At 28.2% G+C, this 19,110-nt stretch carries 16 protein-coding genes and 3 pseudogenes; 6 read left to right on the forward strand and 13 right to left on the reverse strand.

Annotated features, from left to right (window positions below; all coding sequences use genetic code 11):
* Together HGPT_RS02980 and hemW are read left to right on the forward strand one after the other, a co-directional pair.
* A partial coding sequence (locus HGPT_RS02980; protein ID WP_040542291.1) for a GTP-binding protein occupies window positions 1-790 on the forward strand: 790 nt, incomplete at its 5' end.
* Complete coding sequence (gene hemW, locus HGPT_RS02985; protein ID WP_019138394.1) at window positions 777-1,916, forward strand: radical SAM family heme chaperone HemW; 1,140 nt, start codon at window positions 777-779, stop codon at window positions 1,914-1,916. The genes HGPT_RS02980 and hemW, both read left to right, overlap by 14 nt.
* Window positions 1,917-2,014: 98 nt before the next feature.
* Here the strand turns inward: hemW and rpsT are convergent, their stop codons facing one another.
* The 3 genes from rpsT to HGPT_RS03000 all read right to left on the reverse strand — a co-directional run bounded on the left by rpsT (window position 2,015) and on the right by HGPT_RS03000 (window position 5,628).
* Window positions 2,015-2,284, reverse strand: coding sequence for a 30S ribosomal protein S20 (gene rpsT / locus HGPT_RS02990; protein ID WP_019138395.1), 270 nt, complete (start codon window positions 2,282-2,284; stop codon window positions 2,015-2,017).
* A gap of 85 nt (window positions 2,285-2,369) precedes the next feature.
* Complete coding sequence (holA, locus tag HGPT_RS02995) at window positions 2,370-3,383, reverse strand: DNA polymerase III subunit delta (RefSeq protein ID WP_019138396.1); 1,014 nt, start codon at window positions 3,381-3,383, stop codon at window positions 2,370-2,372.
* Window positions 3,355-5,628: a DNA internalization-related competence protein ComEC/Rec2 gene (locus HGPT_RS03000; protein WP_019138397.1), complete on the reverse strand. Its 2,274-nt coding sequence runs from the start codon at window positions 5,626-5,628 to the stop codon at window positions 3,355-3,357. Before HGPT_RS03000 ends, holA begins: the two co-directional genes overlap by 29 nt.
* Before the next feature lie 75 nt (window positions 5,629-5,703).
* Between HGPT_RS03000 and HGPT_RS03005 the strand changes: the two genes are divergently transcribed.
* Both HGPT_RS03005 and HGPT_RS03010 read left to right on the forward strand, forming a co-directional pair.
* Entirely contained in the window at window positions 5,704-6,738 is a 1,035-nt protein-coding gene (locus HGPT_RS03005; RefSeq protein ID WP_019138398.1) for a hypothetical protein, read from the forward strand.
* Between the two features lie 92 nt (window positions 6,739-6,830).
* Window positions 6,831-7,313, forward strand: coding sequence for a hypothetical protein (locus tag HGPT_RS03010; protein WP_019138399.1), 483 nt, complete (start codon window positions 6,831-6,833; stop codon window positions 7,311-7,313).
* A gap of 156 nt (window positions 7,314-7,469) precedes the next feature.
* Here HGPT_RS03010 and HGPT_RS03015 read toward each other — a convergent pair.
* The 8 genes and pseudogenes from HGPT_RS03015 to HGPT_RS03050 form a co-directional block, all read right to left on the reverse strand.
* Window positions 7,470-8,012: pseudogene (locus HGPT_RS03015) on the reverse strand (DUF6648 family protein); the annotation flags it as partial.
* 114 nt (window positions 8,013-8,126) lie between these two features.
* The gene (locus HGPT_RS03020; protein ID WP_019138401.1) at window positions 8,127-8,552 is read right to left on the reverse strand and encodes a hypothetical protein; all 426 of its coding nucleotides are present in this window, start codon (window positions 8,550-8,552) and stop codon (window positions 8,127-8,129) included.
* Window positions 8,549-9,458, reverse strand: a pseudogene (gene mnmL / locus HGPT_RS03025) (tRNA modification radical SAM protein MnmL/YtqA). Before mnmL ends, HGPT_RS03020 begins: the two are co-directional and overlap by 4 nt.
* An 8-nt stretch (window positions 9,459-9,466) precedes the next feature.
* Window positions 9,467-9,802 (reverse strand): DUF1292 domain-containing protein, encoded by a 336-nt coding sequence (locus HGPT_RS03030; protein ID WP_019138402.1) that lies wholly within the window; start codon window positions 9,800-9,802, stop codon window positions 9,467-9,469.
* 13 nt (window positions 9,803-9,815) lie between these two features.
* Complete coding sequence (locus HGPT_RS03035) at window positions 9,816-11,270, reverse strand: aminoacyl-histidine dipeptidase (protein WP_019138403.1); 1,455 nt, start codon at window positions 11,268-11,270, stop codon at window positions 9,816-9,818.
* A gap of 48 nt (window positions 11,271-11,318) precedes the next feature.
* A complete protein-coding gene (locus HGPT_RS03040; RefSeq protein ID WP_019138404.1) occupies window positions 11,319-12,650 on the reverse strand; it encodes a GTP pyrophosphokinase in 1,332 nt (443 codons plus the stop codon).
* A gap of 7 nt (window positions 12,651-12,657) precedes the next feature.
* A complete protein-coding gene (locus tag HGPT_RS03045; protein WP_019138405.1) occupies window positions 12,658-13,407 on the reverse strand; it encodes a peptidylprolyl isomerase in 750 nt (249 codons plus the stop codon).
* Window positions 13,408-13,480: 73 nt separating this feature from the next.
* Window positions 13,481-14,212: an acyl-[acyl-carrier-protein] thioesterase gene (locus HGPT_RS03050; protein ID WP_019138406.1), complete on the reverse strand. Its 732-nt coding sequence runs from the start codon at window positions 14,210-14,212 to the stop codon at window positions 13,481-13,483.
* A 279-nt stretch (window positions 14,213-14,491) separates the two neighbouring features.
* Here HGPT_RS03050 and glmS point away from each other — a divergent pair.
* Window positions 14,492-16,319: pseudogene (gene glmS, locus HGPT_RS03055) on the forward strand (glutamine--fructose-6-phosphate transaminase (isomerizing)).
* A gap of 80 nt (window positions 16,320-16,399) precedes the next feature.
* The gene (locus HGPT_RS03060; protein WP_019138407.1) at window positions 16,400-17,647 is read left to right on the forward strand and encodes a hemolysin family protein; all 1,248 of its coding nucleotides are present in this window, start codon (window positions 16,400-16,402) and stop codon (window positions 17,645-17,647) included.
* A 66-nt stretch (window positions 17,648-17,713) separates the two neighbouring features.
* Here the strand turns inward: HGPT_RS03060 and HGPT_RS03065 are convergent, their stop codons facing one another.
* Both HGPT_RS03065 and HGPT_RS03070 read right to left on the reverse strand, forming a co-directional pair.
* A complete protein-coding gene (locus HGPT_RS03065; protein WP_019138408.1) occupies window positions 17,714-18,073 on the reverse strand; it encodes a hypothetical protein in 360 nt (119 codons plus the stop codon).
* Between the two features lie 119 nt (window positions 18,074-18,192).
* Window positions 18,193-19,014, reverse strand: a complete 822-nt coding sequence (locus tag HGPT_RS03070) for an S-layer homology domain-containing protein (RefSeq protein WP_019138409.1) — start codon at window positions 19,012-19,014, stop codon at window positions 18,193-18,195.
* Between the last annotated feature and the right edge of the window lie 96 nt (window positions 19,015-19,110).

Here is a 19,110-nt window from a genome sequence, read left to right on the forward strand (position 1 = left end):
TTTTAGATGTGGATTTTTAGGTCTTTTGCACATGGAAATTATTCAAGAAAGACTTGAAAGAGAATTTAATTTAAATATTGTCACTACTGCCCCATCTGTTATTTATAATGTCATGAAAAAAGATGGAGAAATGATTTCAATTCAAAATCCATCAAATCTTCCTGACCCAACAGAAATTGAATTTATGGAAGAACCTATTGTAAAGGCAGAAATAATGACACCAACAGATTATGTAGGTCAAGTTATGGAACTTTGTCAAAATAGACGTGGTGTATTTAAAGATATGCAATATCTTGAGGAAACAAGAGCTCTTATAACTTATCACATGCCACTTAACGAAGTTATTTATGACTTTTTCGATGCTTTAAAATCAAAAACTCGTGGCTATGCTTCCTATGACTATGAACTAATTGGATATGAAATTTCTGATCTTGTTAAATTAGATATTTTAATAAATGAAGAGCTTGTTGACGCTTTTTCACTTATTGTCCACGAATCTAATGCCTACACTCGAGCTAGAAAAGTTTGTGAAAAATTAAAAGATGTAATACCTAGACATCAATTTGCAGTTCCAATTCAAGCAGCAATTGGAAATAAAATAATTGCCAGAGAAACTATTCGTGCCCTTAGAAAAGACGTACTTGCAAAATGTTATGGTGGAGATATTTCAAGAAAGAGAAAACTTCTTGAAAAGCAAAAGGAAGGAAAGAAGAGAATGCGTACTGTGGGTAGTGTAGAAATTCCACAAGATGCTTTCTTATCTGTATTAAAATACGATGAAGACAAATAAAATTTCAGTTTATATCCATATACCTTTTTGTGAGAGTAGATGTCACTATTGTGACTTCTGCTCTTCTCTTTTAAATGAAGAAAATGTAAAGAAGTATTTTGAATATTTAAAAAAAGAAATAAATTTACAAGAAGAATTTTTAAAAGATAAAATAATTGATACAATTTTTATTGGTGGAGGAACTCCTTCGTCTGTTGATTCAAAGTATATAAAAGAAATAATGGAAAAATTATCCAATTTTCAATTTTCTAAAAATATAGAAATAACAATAGAATCAAATCCAAATTCACTTACAAGAGAAAAAGCAGAAGCTTATTCTTCTTCTGGCATAAATAGGATATCCATTGGTGCCCAATCTTTTAATGATGATATTTTAAAAAGAATTGGAAGGATTCACAAAAAAGACGACATTTATAGAGCTATAGAAAACGCAAGATCAGCAGGCTTTTATAATATTAATTTAGATTTAATGCTCGCCCTGCCCGATCAAAAATTTTCTGACATCAAAAAATCTCTTGAAGAAATAAAAAAACTTGACCTTCCCCACCTTTCTTATTATTCACTTATTTTAGAAGAAAACACAAAACTATTTCTGGAACATGAAAAATCTCCTCTTAGCTTCCCTACAGAAGATGAGGACCGCAAAATGTATCACTATGTAGTTTCTGAACTTAAAAAAAATGGATTAAAGCAATATGAAATTTCTAATTTTGCAAAAAAAGGCTTTGAGTGTCGCCACAATATGACCTATTGGAAATTAAGAGATTATATTTCTTTTGGCTTATCAGCATCATCAAACATTGATAATAAAAGATATACAAATTATTATTCTTTTAAGGATTATTACAAGGCTCTTGATAGAGGAGAAAATCCCATAGCCTTTTCTGAAAATCTTACAAAAACTGATAGGATGAATGAATTTATAATGATGGGACTAAGACTTAATTCTGGTGTAGACCTAATAGAATTCGAAGAAAAATTTGAAGAAAACTTTTTAAAAACTTACGAAAGAGAAATAGAAAAAAATATTAACTCAAAATTAATTTTATTAGATGGCAACAAGATTAGACTTACTGATATAGGACGCGACCTTTCAAATCAAGTGGAACTAGACTTCTTTAGATAAATTAAAAATTTTAAAAAAATAAGAGGTAGAAAATTATCTACCTCTTTCTCTTTTTATTATAAAAAATAAAAAGAGAAACTTTCCCGGGAAAATTTCTCTTAGCCAGCGATTTTGCTGTTTAGCTCCTTAGCTAGTCGACTTATTTTTCTAGAAGCTTGTTTTTTGTGAATAATATTTTTATTAGCAGCTTTCTTTAACTTTTTATCTGCAACGATAAGAAGTTCTTTTGCATCGTCAATTCTATCTTCTTCAATTGCGATTCTAACATTTTTAACTGCGTTTTTCATTTCAGTTCTAATTGGCTTGTTGTTTTCAGAATTTCTTTTAGCAACATCAATTCTTTTGATAGCTGATTTAATATTTGCCATTATTTCACCCCCATATTTAACACTTTTGCTATTTTACCATGAAATTTAAATCATTGCAAGATATTTTCACCAAGTCTTGCAAAAACTAGAAGTCATTGCAGTATTTTATAATTAAAGTTTCCATAATAACTTTTTCATCAATAGAAGAAGTTTTGAAAAGTTCGTCAGCTTTTATAAGTTCATCATAAAAATCAATTAAAAATTCTTTAGTAAAATTTCTTTCCTTCATTTTTATTTTTTTGTCAAATTCAAATTTTGATACTTCCATCTTGTTCATGATTTCAACTTGACTCATGTTTTTTTCTGATAAAATCTTATAGAATAAGAAATTTTTTACCTGCCTAATTATCATAGTAAATATTTTAAGAGAAGCTTCTGATAATTTATAAAGATTGTGAAGTTCTATAATGGCAACTTCTGTGTTCCTATTCATCATAGCATCCAAAAACCTAAAAATATTTGTGTCTATATTTTCTGTTATAGAACTACTAATATCTTCTCTTGTAATTTTTTTGTCCTTGGCATGAGATGCAATTTTATCCATTTCTGTTTTAAGATCCAAAAGACTTACATCTTCGTTCTTAGAATTGTAGCCACTTTCTTCAATAAAAAGTGAAACTTCGCTAGGCTTTATATCTTTTCCCTTCCTTATAAAATAACCCTTAACAAAGTTATTTAAATCAGGCATACTTAACTTGGCAAAGTCCATATCCCTATCTTTTTTATGAAACTCTTTATAAAACTTTGTAGTCTTTTTTAAATTTCCAGTGTCCCAAAAAATTAAAATTACAAAATCAGATAGATTATCTAAAAAATCATAAAAAGAATCTTTTAAGTCATTTTCACTTAAAAAATCTACAAGGTCACGAACAAGGACAATTTTTTTATCATTCATCACTGGATAAGTCTCACAAGCAGAAATAATATCCTCTACTTTTGCTTCACTACCCTTAAATTTTGTGTAGTTAAAAGCCTCTGTTCCCTTTACATATTTATTTAATAAATATCCCACAGCATTTTCTATTAAATATTTTTCTTTTCCGAAAAATAAATATGCCCCACTGTGATCTTTATCTCTGTAAATCTTTTTGTAATTCATAGTTTTTCCTCGCTGTAAAATATAATAAACTTGTATTTAAAATAATTAAAATCATTTCAAGTTTATAATCTTTATCTCTATTATTTTTTTCAATTTTAAGTCTATCTTTTAAAATCTTAAAATCCACTTCCCCATCTCTTGAAGTGACATAGTATATGATATCATGATTTTCTAAATTATCTAAACTTTCTTTGTGTGGATGACCATAAGAATTATTATAAGCTGCAGAAATTACAGCAAATTTAGGCTGAATATTTTCTAAAAATTCATCACTTGTAGAAGTTTTTGAACCGTGGTGAGCGACTTTTAATAAATCAACTTTTGTCTTTATTTCTTTCTCAGTTTCAGCTGATATGTCCCCTGGGAAAAGTGCCTTAAATCCCTTGTGATTTAATAATAAAACCATGGATTTGTTGTTTTCATCTTCCCTATCTTTATTATCCAGAAGAACTTCTAAACTTGTGTCCTTAAAAAGTTTTAATTTATCTCCTTTTTCAAGCAAAACTAAATTTGAATAATCCTTTATATTTTTCAAAATTTCCTTATTCTCAGGTAAGTGGTTTATAAATACATTCTTCACCTTGTAATTTCTTAAAACTTTTTCAAGATTTCCCGCATGATCTTCATCAAAGTGAGATATAAAAATCCCATCTATATTTGAAACTCCCCGCCAGTTCAAACTAGGAAATAAATATTTTTCTGCAATATTATTTTTATATCTAGCTCCACCTGTGTCAATTAAATAATTTTTGCCAGCATAAGAAATAATAGCACCATCACCTTGATCAACGTAAAGCTGACTTATTTCAAAGGTATTTAAATCAATAAATATTCCAAATCCTAAAATAATAAAGGCAAAAAAAGAATATATTTCTATTATTTTTAAATTAAGTTTAATAATTTCATCAAACTTATGTCTATTAATTATTAAAATAAGAAGTAAGTAATATAGAAAAATATAGTCAAATTTAAAAGCTTTCAGTGATAAAAATATGCTACCCTTTGATATGATTAAACTTTCAAGTCCATAACTAGCATTCATTAAAATATTTAAAATTTTTCCAATTATTCCTGAAAAAATTCCAAGACCCATAACAAAAGCAAAAGAGATAATAATAGAATAGATTGGAACAATTATTAAGTTGGCAATAAAAACAAATAGTGAAAACCCTGAAAAATAATAATTAATCAGTGGAAAAACAGAAATCAAGACCGATAAAGTAACTAAGAAAGACTTTGCTACAAATCCACTACTTGAAAATTTGCTAGAAAGACTTGGATAAACAAATACAAGCCCAAAAATAGCTCCATAGGATAAGAGTAGTGAAATAGAATAAATAGCCATAGGATTTATAAATAAAATTAAGCTAAGACTTAAAAAGAAAATATCTTTTATCTCTAAATCCCTTTGCAAGTAGATGTTTCCCTTGTATAAAAAGAAAAACAAAAAGGCACGAACTGCAGAAATCGAAAATCCTATTGCCATTATGTATAAAAATAAAATTACTGTCACACAAAAATCTGTAATTTTCTTATTCTTGATAGTATTTTTAAAGAAAAACTCTATAAGAAAGGCAATAACTCCAATATGAAGACCAGAAACAGCAAGCAAATGACTTATGCCAAGACTATTAAATCTATCTCTTTCAGCTGAATCAACTAAAGATTTATCTCCTAATACTAGAGATTCCAAAAGTCCGGCATTCCTATCATTTAAATTTTTATTAAAAAAATATTTTGCCCTATCTTTAAATATATTTGTAAATTTGTAAATACCACTAGCTTCAGAAAGCACTTTATAATTTTTGATTTTACCAATTAGATAAATTCCTTGAGACTTATTATTTTTCTCGTAGTCAAAATTCCCCTTATTCATAGCAGGAAGAGCTGGATAAAAATTTCCACTTAATTTGTAGTAGCTTCCTCTATTTAGTTTTTCATAAACAAGAATTTTTGTCTTAAATTTTTTTGAATTTATCCTATCAGTTTTAATAATAGATTTGTTTTCATAAGCTGACACAACTTTTCCACTTATATTCCCATCAAAGGGTTCTAAATCATAATCTCTAAAATTATAATTTAAAATTACAAGAAAAATAAGTAGGGGCAAATATAAAAATTTTGTCCTATTTTTCTTTGATAAAATGTATAAAATAATAGCTAATATAATAAGTCCATTTAAAAAATAAGACTTTATGTAAATTGAAAGTATAAGTCCAAAGATTATTCCAGCAAATAAATACATAGACACCCCTCTTTATTATATATCTTTTTAAGGCGATGAACCATGAAATATGATAATATATTAGAGGAGGTAATTATGAATTCAATTTACAAAAATCCTTACAAGAAAAAATATAAATTAGAAATAATTGACAAAATAAATCGAGACGGAATTACTTATGGAAAAGTTGAAGATCAACCTTTCTTCCTTGGTAGCGAAAGAGTTGACAAGGATGAAATAAAAATAAATGGTGAAGATCCAATTTTTTTATCAGGAAATAAAAACTATTTTAAAATTGATGAAATTTCAAAAAGTATAGAAATAGAAATAGCTTGGAAAAATAGATTATTACTTATGCAAGAAAATCTTGGAAATGCTCTTGTTAGGCATTTCCTTTTAGCAAACACCAATATAGAAATCCTAAACTATAAGGTTCAAAGAAATTCTTCATATATAGATGTTTCTGCAAAAGATTTTAAATTTATGACTGCCAAAAATATTGAATCTCTAGCAAATTATGCAGTTTTTTCAAATCTAATTATAGAAAATTTTGAAGATCACATTTCCATCGAAAGACTTGCAGACATTCCCTATGAAGGTCCTGCCTTGACAAGGACAGGAGAAATTGGCATGATTTTAATTTCTTCTGTTGAAAAGTTAAACTCAATGATTAGACTTACAATTACTTCTGGAGAAAATGCCTATAAGCTCGCTCGTAATTCTCTAAATACATTGGATAATATGAAGATGTATTTAAATAGTGATAGCATAGATTCTGTTTTTTCTGATCTTAAAAAATTAAGATCTAATCTAAACTCTTCAAGAAATTTAGGTAAATCCCATGAAGAAGTTAAAGTTTTAGAAAAAAGTATTAAAGAAGACAAAATTAATAATTCAACTAAACTTTCAGAATCTTTTAATGATAAAAATTCCAATAAAAAATCTTCAGAAGAAAATAAAATTTCTTTAAATAATTTAGAAAAAGAGAATGTTCCTGAGAATAAAAATAAAGAGTTAAAAAAAGAAATTGAAGATAATAAATATGATTCTAAAATCTTTCACGAAAAATATAAACTTGAATCTTTTAAGAATCTAAATAAAAAAATAAAATACCCAAAAAGAAAAAAATAAATTCAAAGAATTATGCAAAAAAAGAAGAAAATTATGATTCTCAATATTTTCACAAAAAGTACAAGCTTGAATCTTTTAAAGATTTAAATAAAATGATGGATTCCAAAAAAGAACAAGAAAAACTTGATGATGATAGATCTATGGGAAAAAATAAAAAAAATACAAATTCTTTAGATAGCGATAAAACTCATAAAGAAGAGGAAAAATCTCCTATATTTTATCAAGTTGTAGAAAGTTTTAAGGCTTTTGCCACTGAAGTTTCAGGTTTAAATTATATCTATAAAGTTTTGGAAGATGTAAATTTAAATGAGCTTCGTGAAGTTTCAAATTATATCTTAAAAGATAGAGACTTTATACAAATTTACGGAATAAAAAATGGAAACAACTCTAAAATATTAATTCTTAGATCTCAAAATTTAAATTTCGACTTAAAGAAAATCTTTGTAAAATTAAAAGAACACTTCTCTTATTCTGGAACTGGCAATATGTACACATTAGATATAAACTGCCAAGAAAAAGATTTAAAGAGAATTATGGAATCTTTCTTAATTGAAATAAAAAGAGAAGCAAAATAAGCTTAAAATTTAATAAAAAAGAGAGACTCGATAAGGAGTCTCCCCACCATTTGACATACAGTCAAAAAATATCTGTTAGAGATTTACTCCCCCAACAGATATTATAGAGTCAAAAAAAAGACTGATCCAGATTCATTCTGTTTCAGTCTTTATTTTTTAATAATATTTTTCGTTAATATAGTGATCTATAATAGATGTCTTCATACCTTCATCAAAAATATTTTCTTCTTGAAGGACTTTCAAAAGCCACTGAGCTTTTGAATGGAAAATAGCCTCTTTCTTATCTTCTAAAACTATTTCATATAGTTCATTTCTAAGTGTCTTTGATTGACACTTAATAAAATAGGCTTTAGTATTCCTAAAATCCTGAATTTTTAAAATACTAAGGACAGACTTGTCTTTAAGATGATAGTATTTATTTGTAAGATTCAAATAATAATTGTAGTATTTTGAATGTTTTTTTGTATTTCTTACATCCTTTGATAGGGCCCTGTAATATTTTGCCATAACATTATAGTATTGGTAATTATACATTCCCTTCTCATAGGAGTCTACTTTTATATAGGGTCTTGCATTTCTAAGAGCAAAATAATCAAAATTCTTTTGTAAAAATTCCCTTTTTGTCAGGTCTCCATTAGTATATTGCATAATTAGAAAGGACCTGTGTTCAAAAAAATCTTCAAATACTCCCTTTTTTTCTTATACTCCACGAAGCACCATTAAATCACACTAAGAACTATTGGGATTACCATTGCAATTACAAGTAATAAAGCAATAATTCTAACCATTGTTTTTCTATCCACTTATAACACCTTATTTACCAGTTACTTCAAGACAATTATCCTTTAAAGTTTCAGGCATGTCTTCTTTTAAATAGTCAACATTTATAAAAATTTCTTTATTTTCTGCATCAGGAATTTTAGAAATTTTATTGTAAAGATGTTCTAAATCTTCTATGTTAAGATTAAGAACTTTATAAATTCCATCTACATATATTTTGTGTAAATCATAATCCATTGCAAGAAGTCCACAGATAAAACCGTAAAAACTTTCAATTGAATTTAGTCTGTATTCTGTTGCATTGATAAGTCTTACATTATAGTCTAAGCTAAAAATGTGATCATCATCAACTTCTACGAAAGCAATATTTCCATCGCCTTTTTTCATGTCTTCATTTGCGTTGTCAATTAACCATCTTGTTTTTCCAGAGCCTTTGCTTCCTAAAATATACTTTATCATAGTAATTCTCCTTTCAGTAGATCACCTTGAGTGTATCCATTTTCTTGCATCTCATTTATAATATCGTCTCTAATTTTCCACCAGGAAGTATTCCAGTTGCAGAAAAGAGAGTCTTCATAAGGTGCTCTTCCTATTATTCTTTCAACTATTATATCATCTTTGAGATTTCTTAAAAAGAGTATAACTTTTTTCTTGTAATCTTCTAAAGAAATTGGTTCTATTTCTCCCTTTTCATACATATTACCAAGAGCTGTTCCCTTTAGGATATAAAGAGCATGAATTTTGACTTCATCAATGCCAAGCACATTTAAAATTTTTGCACATTCTATGATATCTAAATCATCATCCCATGGTAAGCCAATGATTATGTGAGTGCAAACATTTAAATTTCTTTTTTTTAGTTTTTAAAGCTGCATCAATAAATTCAGCAAGTCTATGTCCCCTATTTAATTTTTTTAAGCTGTGATAATTAGGAGTTTGGAGTCCAATTTCAAGAGTCACAAAGTAATTCTTACTCAATTCTTCTAAATAATCTAAATGAGCCTTTGGAAGATAGTCTGGTCTAGTAGAAATGCTAAGACCAACCACATCTTCTATTAAGGATTCTTCAATTACTCTTTTGAAATCATCAAAGGGCATGTAGGTATTGGTGAAATTTTGAAAATAAGCAATGAATTTCTTTGCCTTATATTTCTTCCTAATGTGGTCCATATTCTTCAGAAGTTGTTCTCTAACAGTGCCTTCACTATTTTCAAAACTTCCGCCTTCTTCGCCACAAAAAATGCATCCACCAAATCCACAAGTTCCATCTCTATTTGGACAAGTTAAATCAAGTTTAACTGGAAGCTTATAGACTTTTTCGCCAAACTTGTCTTTTAAAAAATCCGAATACTTTCTATAAGTCATATAGAAAATTATTCTTCTTCGTCGTCAAAAATTTCTTCGAAAGTCTTTGAAACTTTTTCAAATCCTTCTTCACTTTCAATTGTATCAAGTTCAACTTCTTCTTCGTTTATTTCCTTGTACTTATAAATAAATACATCTTCGCCATCTTCTTCATTTTCTGGAAGAAGTGCAATATATTCATTTCCTTCACATTCAAAGATTCCAAGGACTATACATACCATTTCACTATCATCTTCTAATGTAAGAGTTAGAGTTTGGTATCCTTCTTCGTGATCATGATCGTGTCCACAACCACATTCACAGTTTTCATCGTGTTGGTGTAGGTTTTTTTCTTCGTTATTCATATTTCCTCCAAATTTATTTTAATTTTTCTAATATTTTTATTAAGAAATCAAATACTCTTTCAGTTGAAGAAATAGAAAGATGTTCGCCAGGTGCGTGAACTCCCTTCATATTTGGTCCAATAGAAAGCATATCTATATCCCCTATTGTTTCAACAAAAATTCCACATTCAAGTCCAGCATGAATTGCTTCAAGCTTAAAATCTTTTCCGCTTACTTCTTTGTAAGCTTCCTTTGCTACTTCTCTTAATGGAGAATTTTCTTTATATTCCCATGCAGGATATTTTGCAATAATTTCTACTTCTGCTCCAAAGGTTTTTGCAGCAATTTTATTTACACTTCCTATATATTCCTTGTGAGAAGATACAGAAGATCTTATATTTGAAATGATATTTACACTATCTTCTTTATTTTCAATTACCCCAACATTTACAGATGTTTCTACTAATCCGTGAATGTTTTTACTCATTGAAATAACACCATTTGGCAATAAATTTAAAAGATTAATAATTCTATCTCTCAAATCACTTGTAAAAGCTTTTTCAAAGGACCCTTTGGATTTTTCAAAGTTTATCCTAACATCAGGATCAACTTTTCCAAGTTCAGTTACAAATTCCGAATTTAATTCTACAATTAAATCTTGAACTTCTTTTATGTCTTCTTCTTTTACAGCAACTAGTGCTCTTGCATATCTTGGAATGGCATTTGGTTTTGCTCCACCTTCAATTTCAATTAAATCACCATCAACTGTTTGGAACAATCTATAAAGACTTCTTCCCAAGATTTTGACAGCATTTCCAAGACCAACTTGAATTTCTTGTCCAGAGTGTCCACCTTTTAATCCATTTACAATAACTTCATAAAGATTTTTATCTTTATCAAGTTCTTTATATTCTTTTTTTAACTTAATGAGGTCTCTTTCTGCTCCTGCACAAGAAATGCATCCAACACCTTCAGTTTCAGAATCAATATTTAATAATCTCTTAGAAGTAACCATTCCCTTTTCAAGATTTCCAGCACCAGTCATTCCACTTTCTTCATTAACTGTGAAAAGTGCTTCAATCTTTGGATGTTTGTAGTCGCTAGATTCTAAAAGAGCAAGTGTCATTGCAACAGCAATTCCATTATCTGCACCAAGAGTTGTTTTACGAGCTATTATATAGTCGCCATCTATTTCATATTTTATTGGATCTTTTGAAAAATCAATACTACATTCAGGAGTTTTTTCACAAACCATGTCCATGTGACCTTGTAAAATTATACTGTCTACATCTTCATAGCCTTCTGTAGCTTCTTTAACTATTACAACGTTACCAATTGCATCAGTTCTATATTCCAAATTGTGATCTTTTGCAAAAGAAACTAAATAATCTCTTATTTTTTCTTCTTCACAAGAACATCTAGGAATTTTTGTCAATTTATCAAAATAATAAAAAGTTCTATTCTCTAATAAGCTATCTTTTTTTTCCATTTAAACCTCCTAGGTCTATTATACATAAGAACTAATAATAATTACAGTTTAAAAAGTATAATTGTCTCTAAATATTTTCATCATTTTTCCTGTAGTTTGGGCATCAGACTTGTCAATTTCACAAATTACTGATCTAAATTTATTTAGAGAAGTATCCATTAAAAAGTCTACAGAAGGTTTTTTTCTAAATTCATCAAGCACAAGGGATAATGATTCTATTTCAAAATCATCGCACTCTTCTTTAGTAATATTCTTATTTTCACAAACTTGTCTAAGCTCACAGCTATATTCATATCTCACAAAAATAATAAATTCTGTAAAAATCTCACTATAAGATTCTTGTGTCATTCTCTTTAAAATTTTAAATAAAACATTCCAATCCAAGTCACGATTTAGAACATTTCCCAAAACTTCTGTCAGTCCTCTTGAAAAATTGTCATAATATTTAGGATCTTTTTGAAATACTATATATTCTTCAAAGTCCATTTCATTTCCAGAAACAGAATTCACCTTGTTAATTAAATTTATAAAATTTTCTCCATAACTTAAATCCTTATTTTTAGATGATTTCATAAATAAAAAATCAACAACAATATCTGTTATAATTCTTATATTTATAAAAATACCTAATTCTTCGTGGATTTTTGTTGTAAAAACGTCGTGAAGAATTTTTGATAAAAGTTTTTTTAGTTGACTTTCTGCAGAAATAGTCTCAGAAGCATCTTGTTTTTTTACATGGTCGTACAAAATCATAAGTTGCTTGTCAATCATCTTCAAATTGTCATTGATTGAATTCATTATTTCTCTAAAAAAACCTTCAGTTATAATGTAATTGTAATTTTTGTAAAGAAGCTTGTGATCAATTTCACCCCAAAATACATTTACAAAAGATTTGATTTGTAGCTCGAAACAGTAAATATAAGACCCTGTGTCATATTCTCCATCGAGCTTATACATTGTGAAACCATTTGCAAGTGTTTGAGGTTGAGGGTCATCAAGCTTTAGACTAATCTTTTTGTTTTTATTAGACTTATAATAACCTCTATCTGATTTTATCGTGAAATCTTCAATTATTTTTTTGTACAAATCTTCTTCATCTTTTATGAAACGACATTCAACTCTAATGCCAACTAAATCTTGAATGTAATTAAATCCACTAACAGGATCAGGAAACCTCATGAAAAAATTTCTTCTAATTAGTTTTTCACGAAGAGATTCCTGTGTCTTGATTCTAGTGGTAATATTAGTAAGTCTATCATCACCGATAAATAAATCTGTAAAATACTTTTTAAGCTCTTTATTAACTCCCGCTAATTCAATTTTGTGATAATCAAAAAGATTCATTACATCATCGATGTAATTAAAAAGCTCAAGTTTCATAATTCACCTAAATATTCATTTTTACTTCGTATTTATCTTTTAATTCTGTGATTTTTTCGTTATAAATTTCTTGTTCTTTTTGTCTTCTCACTTGTGCAGCAATTTTATCTTTTACTTCATCAAAAGAAAGTTTCTTTGCATCATTTTTTTGATTAATTTTTATAATGTGATAGCCAAATTGAGTCTTAACAGGCTCTGTAATTGTTCCAACTTCATTTTCAAAAACAGCATCTTCAAATTCTTTTACCATTTGTCCTTTTGTGAAAGTTCCAAGATTTCCACCTTTTTCCTTTGATGGACAAGTTGAACATTCTTTAGCAAGTTCTTCAAAGTTTTCTCCATTTTGGATTTTTTCATAAATTTCTCTTGCCTTGTCTTCTTCTTCAACTAATATGTGAGATGCATCTGCAGATTCTGGTTGTATGAAGGCTTCTTTATTTTCTTCATAGAATTTTTTTATATCTTCATCAGTAACTTCAGCAGTAGCAAGAAGTTTTCCAAGTGCATAAGTTTTAAGCATGCTTTCCTTAGTTTTTTCTACAACTTGTAAAAATTCATCATCTTTATCCATGCCCTTTTCCATTGCATCTTCATATAATAAGGCTTGATAAACAAGTTCATTTACTACATCTTTATTTAATTCTTCTCCGCCAAAATATTGTTTTAATTGTGGATTTAGGGAGTCAATAAATAAGTTGTAGTCAACCCCTGTTATTTTCTTGCCATTTACTTCTGCTAAAATTTTATCTTTATCCATTATTACCTCCGTAATTTATCTCGAATAATATCTTTTCTATAAGTATGTTAACATTTGAATATTATTTTTTCAACTAATATGAGCTTTCATATTTAGCAGATACTCTCGCATAAATTTGTCTTTCATCTCGACTTTTAAAGAAGAAATAAAAATCAAAATTATCCTTGTAAACATCAATTATTATTTCATCATCTACTATTATTTCTTTCATATAATTTATATTTATTTCACTAAAATTTATATCAGAAAATTTACTTGGCAAGGCCTCATAAATAAGTTCAAGATATACGCTGTTATTAACATGATCATTAAAATCAATATCTCTTCTAAGAGCTTTATAGTAAAATCTATTTATAGGGTCTAAGTTTTCTGGTTCATTTACCCTTTTTATGTTTTTAAAAAATTTATTTTCACAAACTCCATATGCATTTGCTATATCTTCTGGAATTCTACTTGCTTTTCTCTTTTCCAAATCAATTAATAAAAATATAGATGATGCTTCCAAGATTTTTTCATTACCAGCATAAATTTCAAATTCACGAAAGGCATTTATATTTCTAAAACCACTTGCCCAAGTCTTTACTTTAATTTTTTCAAAGGATTTTGCTTTTCTAAAAAATCTTATCTTCCACTTATAAATCATCCAAGTATATCCTTTTGAAAGCAAATACTCATTAGATAGTCCACAATCTATTGAATGATAATTTGAAGTTTCAATTAAGTATCCAATAATATTATTTGTTGTAAGTTCTCCATCTTTACACAGAAAATCTCTTACAGTATATTCTTTACAAAAAATGCTCATATCTACCTCCATTACAATTTTAACATAATTCTATATCTAAATTCCTCATATAATCCAAGCTTCTTTATAAGTTTACATTAAATAGACAGTATGATAAAATCAACTGAAAGAGACAAAAATAATCTAAGCGCCTGATCCTATTTGGATGACGAGGAATGGAGTTATCGAAAATCGGCGGATGCTCCAAAGGTTTCACAGCCTAAACATTTTACAAAAAATAAAAGTAATTTTATAACAAAATAAATGTAGTGAGTCTCTAAAATATTTGGAGGTAGAAATATGTGCGGAATAGTTGGATATATTGGAAAAAATAATGCAACGAAATTAGTACTAGAAGGTCTAAAAAAATTAGAATATAGAGGCTATGACTCTGCTGGACTTTCTTTTATAAAAGATAATAAATTAGAAACATTTAAAAAGAAGGGCCGTATAAAGGTCCTAGAAGATTCTTTTGATCAAGATGAATACGCATCAAAGGTTTGTATTGGTCACACAAGATGGGCAACTCATGGTGAACCTAATGAAATAAATGCTCATCCTCATTTAAGTACAGATAAAAAAATTTCTGTGGTACACAATGGAATTATTGAAAATTATTTGGAACTTAGAAATCAATTAATAAAAAAAGGACATAAATTCCTTTCACAAACTGATACAGAAGTGATTCCAAATCTTATTTCTGATAATTACAATGGAGATATTCTAGAAGCTGTTTTTAAATCAACTGATATTTTATCAGGTGCTTATAGCCTTGGAATCATAGATGAAAATGAAGCAAATAGACTTATCGCTGTTAGAAATTCTTCTCCACTTCTTTTTGCAATTTGTGATGACGGATATTTCATAGCCAGTGATATAACTTCTGTTATAGAACACACTGATAAAATAATTTATCTTGAAGATGGTGATATTGTCGATATGAGAGAAGATTCTTACACTATTTACGACAAAAATCACAATAAAGTCGAAAGAGAAATTACTAAAGTTGAAATTTCTGCATCAGATGCATCAAAGGAAGGTTACGATCACTTCTTAATTAAAGAAATTCACGAACAACCTTCTATTTTAAAAGAAGTTATTTCTATTAAACACAATGATTATAATATTAATCTTCCAAGCGAAGGAAGTTTATCACTAGAAGAACTTAAAAAAATAGATAAAATTTTTTGTAACAGCTTGTGGAACTGCTTTCCACGCAGGTGAAGCTGGTAAATATGCCATAGAAAATCTTGCAAAAATCCCTGTAATTTCTGAAATTGCATCTGAATTTAGATATAAAAATATGTTTTTAGATGACAAGTCCCTTGTAATCTTTGTGTCCCAATCAGGTGAAACAGCTGATACTCTTGCAGCACTAAGAGAAGCAAAATCACTTGGAGCAAAGACTCTTGCAGTAACAAATGTTGTTGGATCATCTATTTCAAGAGAAGCAGATAAGGTCATATATTGTTATGCTGGACCAGAAATATCTGTAGCATCAACTAAGGCATACACAACTCAAGTTATTTCACTTTACTTCTTGGCAATGGATATTGCTCTTAAATTAAATAAAATTTCTCAAGATGAAGTAAAAGATATAATAAAAAATATGGAAAAACTTCCAGACCAAATTGAAGAAATTTTAAAACACAAAGAAGAATTTAAAGAAATTGCAGATTCTATCAAAAATTCAAAGTCAATTTTCTACACTGGAAGATCTCTTGACTATATAACTGCAAAAGAAGGCGCCTTAAAGCTAAAGGAAATTTCTTACATTCATACAGAAGCCTTCCCTTCTGGCGAATTAAAACATGGATCAATTGCTCTTATAGAAGAAGGTACTCCAGTTATATCAGTTGCTCTTCACAGCAAAATATTAGATAAAACTGTATCTAATAACCAAGAACTAATTGCCAGAGGAGCAAAAGTCATTTCTATAGCTCAAGAAGGAAATGAATTCGTAAAAGACTCATCAGATGAGATAATAGAAATTCCGAAGACAATTGATTTATTGACACCACTTCTTGCAGTAATACCTGAACAAGTAATTGCTTATTACACTTCTGTATTACTTGGAAATGATGTAGACAAACCTAGAAACTTAGCAAAATCAGTAACTGTTGAATAAATAAAGGCTGCCGATGGGCAGCTTTTTTAGATTTTATTTTTATTTTTTGGGGTATAAAATTTAAAATGGAGTTGAATTATATGATTGATTACATATACCTTTTATTAGCCCTTGTGGCAATGTATTTTTCCTATTTATTTACCCTAATTGAGAATGCCTACTTGGCCCTTGGCTCTGTAAAACTTTCAAAATTAGAAGACTTAGAAGTAAAGAATATTTCCATTATTAAAAAACTTGTAAAAAAAGAAAATATTTATTCTTCTACATTAATCTTAGATTATTTTTCCAACTCACTTGCAATAATTTTTACTAGTATCTTCTTTTATAAGATATTGGGAAATCTCGGCATAGTTCTTGGAGTTTTAATATCCACAATTAGTGTAATAATTATTGGGGAAAGTTTGCCAAGAAATTTAGGCAAAAAAAATTATGAGGAAATTGTTCCAAAATATGCTAAATTTTTAAATTTTTTTATTGCTTTTTTGAGACCTTTTTCACTTTTCATAACTTTTTTATCCCAATCGATTATTAAAGTTGTTATAAAAGATAGAGATTACAAAGCACCACTAATAACTGAAGATGATTTAATCGATGCTATGGATTTGGGTATGGAAGAAGGAATCATAAATGAAAATGAGTCTAAGATGATTCAAAATGTTATTGATTTTAAGGACAATTATGCTAAGGACATTATGACTCCGAGAACAGATATTGTTGCTATTGAAATTGATGACTCCTATGAAGACATTATCAAAAAAATTTCTGAATATTCTTATTCCAGGATGCCAGTTTATGAAGATAATCTAGATAACATTGTTGGAATTTTAAATGTTAAAGATATTTTTCACATGGATAAATCAAAATCACTTGAAGAAAATAAAAATTTCTTTAAAAAACCTTTCTTTACCTTTGAATATAAACCAACAGGAACACTTTTCTCTGAAATGAGACAAAATAAATTATCTGTTGCCATTGTTACAGATGAATATGGCGGAACAGAGGGCATGATAACTTTTGAAGATATTTTCGAAAAAATTGTGGGACAAATTTCTGACGAGTACGACACAGAAGAAGACGAAGACATAATAACTGTCGCTCCAGGAAAATATTTAATAGACGCCTCAGTTAACATTGACGAAATAAACCAAAGATTTGGAACAGAACTTGAGTGTCAAGAATTTGATTCTCTCGGTGGATATATCATCGAAAATATAGATAGGTTTCCAAAATTAAATGAAGTAATAAAAATTGATGATTTAAATTTTACAATTATTAAAAAGACAAAGAATAGAATAGAAAAAATACTTGTAGACTTTCCTAAAAAATAAATGCAAGTAAAAAATAAGAGATTCGCCATTGAATCTCTTTTCTTTTTGCCTATTTAATTTTAAGGATCAGTTTTCATTTACTTCTACAACTTTAATATTGGAATTTTTCCAACTAGCTCTTTCTCCCAATCTTTCTACAATATCAATTAGAAGCTCATCTTCTTCAAGTTCTTCTCCCAAAGGAAGTACTCTTGTATCCATATCATGGGAAATCATCTCAACTTCTGGACCTAAATCTTTATGGACAATTACCCTATTTTTTAAGTTCATTAGCTCGTCATCATCTTCTACTTTTAAGTATCTTCCATCTTTTCTAGTATAGAAAAAAATATCTTGTCCATATTTTTCCCTATAATAAATTATGTAAGTCTCACAAGAAAATTGAAAACTTCCAAGTGGACTAATGTCAAAAATTACTTTTTTCATTATCTCACCTGGAAGTATTATATCATAAAATCTTGTATTTTATAATTTAATTAAACTTTTTGTAAAAATATTGTTAAATATGACGTACTATTGAAGAGATAACTTCTTCCCTCTTCATTTCATTTTTTAGGATTAAATTTTTTATTTGAATCCAAATTTAAATACTTTGCATTAAGTGCCTTATTTACAGATTCTCTAGCATAATGAGAAATGTTTTTGCCGTCATTTATAGTCCAATTTTTTCCATTTTCTAATTTAAAAATATTAGAAATAACTACAGCATAATCTTCTCTAGTAATATGTGCCTTTGGAGAAAAAGTTCCATCTCCCTTTCCCTTCATTATTCCTAGATCATATGCCATATTCACGTACTTGTTATTAGTATCTTTAAAGTGCTTTACTGACCCTTGAGAAGATCTCTTGTACTTAATCTTATAAGCTTTAACTGCAACTTCTGCAAATTCTTCTCTTGTTATTTGAGCTTTTGTATTGCTAGCAAGATCCTTTGAAAAAAGTTTTAAACTCTCAGCCTTTAATAAATCCTTATATGCCCAATTGCTGTAATTTCTAAAAATAGGAGCTTTCCCTAAATGAAGTTCATTTGTAAAATTTGAACTTTTATCTTTGTTGGCAAATCTAAGTCTAAAAGTATATCCACTAGAAGGACCAACTTTAGCGTTTAATTCATTTTGACTAAGAGAAATAAATTTTTTATTATTTTTTTCAAGTACATTTTTCTTAAATGTTCCCTTATTTTCATTTCCTTCACTTTTAACTTCGATTTCAATTAAATCATTAGCCTTGGCATTTTTAATCTCAAAATTATAAACTTCATTGTCTTTAACTGCACTTACATTTAAAGGCATAGCAACTTCTTTAGCTGCAAAGACTTCTAATGGCAAAGCAATTAACATTATCATCAATATAAATATTTTCTTCATTTTTCACCTCGAAGACTTATAATACCAAAAAGTCTTGTGAAAATCTTTATTTCATAGATTTTGTAATAAATTTGTAATTTATTTACTAATCTGAGA

The organism is Peptoniphilus timonensis JC401 (assembly GCF_000312025.1).
GTDB lineage: Bacteria > Bacillota > Clostridia > Tissierellales > Peptoniphilaceae > Peptoniphilus_A > Peptoniphilus_A timonensis.